Origin of the sequence: Erwinia persicina NBRC 102418 (assembly GCF_001571305.1) — a bacterium.
GTDB lineage: Bacteria > Pseudomonadota > Gammaproteobacteria > Enterobacterales > Enterobacteriaceae > Erwinia > Erwinia persicina.
Genome location: NZ_BCTN01000057.1, coordinates 1 through 1,498, shown reverse-complemented (window position 1 = coordinate 1,498; position 1,498 = coordinate 1). Strand labels below are relative to the sequence as shown.

General features: G+C 46.4%; 3 protein-coding genes. 2 read left to right on the top strand and 1 reads right to left on the bottom strand.

Going from position 1 to position 1,498, the window contains the following annotated elements; genetic code table 11:
• Together EPE01S_RS23710 and EPE01S_RS22600 are read left to right on the top strand one after the other, a co-directional pair.
• Positions 1-805: hypothetical protein (locus EPE01S_RS23710; protein ID WP_255210183.1), on the top strand; the 805-nt coding region annotated here is incomplete at its 5' end.
• 6 nt (positions 806-811) lie between these two features.
• The gene (locus EPE01S_RS22600; protein WP_062749673.1) at positions 812-1,225 is read left to right on the top strand and encodes a hypothetical protein; all 414 of its coding nucleotides are present in this window, start codon (positions 812-814) and stop codon (positions 1,223-1,225) included.
• 75 nt (positions 1,226-1,300) lie between these two features.
• Here the strand turns inward: EPE01S_RS22600 and EPE01S_RS23755 are convergent.
• Positions 1,301-1,498: SymE family type I addiction module toxin (locus EPE01S_RS23755; protein ID WP_506256254.1), on the bottom strand; the 198-nt coding region annotated here is incomplete at its 5' end.

Here is a 1,498-nt window from a genome sequence, read left to right as displayed (position 1 = left end):
GGCGGGTAAGAATGCGGTTGAGAATAATGCGCTGAGTGACATTGCTCAGGCGCAGTCTGAAGGCAAAACGCTGGAGCAGAAGGCGGGTGAGTACGTTGAGGCCGAGAACGAACGCTATAAGAAGGCCAACTGCAGCGGCATGAGCGCCGAAGCCTGCTCGGTGAAGATGTACACGGAACGGCGTGAAGCGTTGAAAGATATGGTGTCAACGGGTGCAGATTTTGTGCCGGTTGTTGGCACGATAAAAGGCGCAGCGGAGGCACAGTCAGCACTGGATTATCTCAACGTGGCCGCTTCTCTTATACCGGGAGAGCGTGTTGCAGCGGGTGTGCTGAAAGCGGCAGAGAAAGCGCTGGCTAAAGGGGATGTGGCTGAAGCGTCGAAGCTGATTAATAAGGCCAGTGATGAGATAGCAACCACAATACGCCCAGGTCACAGGCAATCAGAAATAGATGTAGGTAAAGATCTCGGTGACGGCTGGCGCGAACAGGTCAGCTTCAAGGATGGTAAAGAAGTTCCCTACGGTACAAAAGGTGGGGTTCGCCCTGACTGGTGTCAGGGAAATATCTGTAGTGTTGAAGTGAAGAACTACAATATTACGACTAACAAAAATGGGCTGATTAATAACGTAGCAAAACAGGCAATTGAGCGGCAGAAGAATTTACCTGCGGGAATGCAACAGCGTGTTGTTATAGATGCTCGTGGGCAAACAATTTCATTAGATCAGGAACGAGAGATTATTAAAGGTATTGTTGGGAAATCCAATGGTGCTATTGACCCAACCTCTATTAGGTTCAAAAGGTAACAACAAATGAAACATGTTGGTTTCTGTGGTGGAAGCTCTTTTTTTGAGTTGGGTAGCCCTTCAGATATGGTTCGTTTTTTTGATGTTTTGCATCATCTTTCCCGTAATGAAAGAGAGCGTAACTTATTGGAAAGGCTGTATAAAAAATATGTTAACCTTGATGAAATTGGTGAAACTCAATTAGTTATACAAGAACTAAAATCGCTTTCACATGAAAGTTTCCTGATGGAGTTTTCGAAGTATTTTGAGAGTATTGAATGGTGTTTTCAATCCGCTAAAGCTTTTTATGAGGATTGGAATATTTATCAGGCGGTAAAAATTATTATTACAGATATGCCATATTGCGTCTCAGATATAGACAGGCCAAAAGAAGAATATGATGTTCTGACTTCAGATGATATGCCTTTTTGGCTGAGGTAATCTGGATTTGCTATTTTAGTTATTATTACTAAATCCCAACCCTCGTGGTTGGGATTTTACTTTATAACCCGTCAGTTACGCCTTAGCCGACCGCTTCTGCGGCCCCGCGATCATCTGGATAAACTCGGTGATCTGCCGCTGCTTGCGGGCCGACAGCTTACCGCACACCTGGCGCAGCGTCTGCACCACCTCCGGCTGCGCTGAGGGCGGTTTAACCGTCAGTATCAGGCAGTCCGGCAGCACCCGCACGTTAACGGCGTCATCAGACATTCC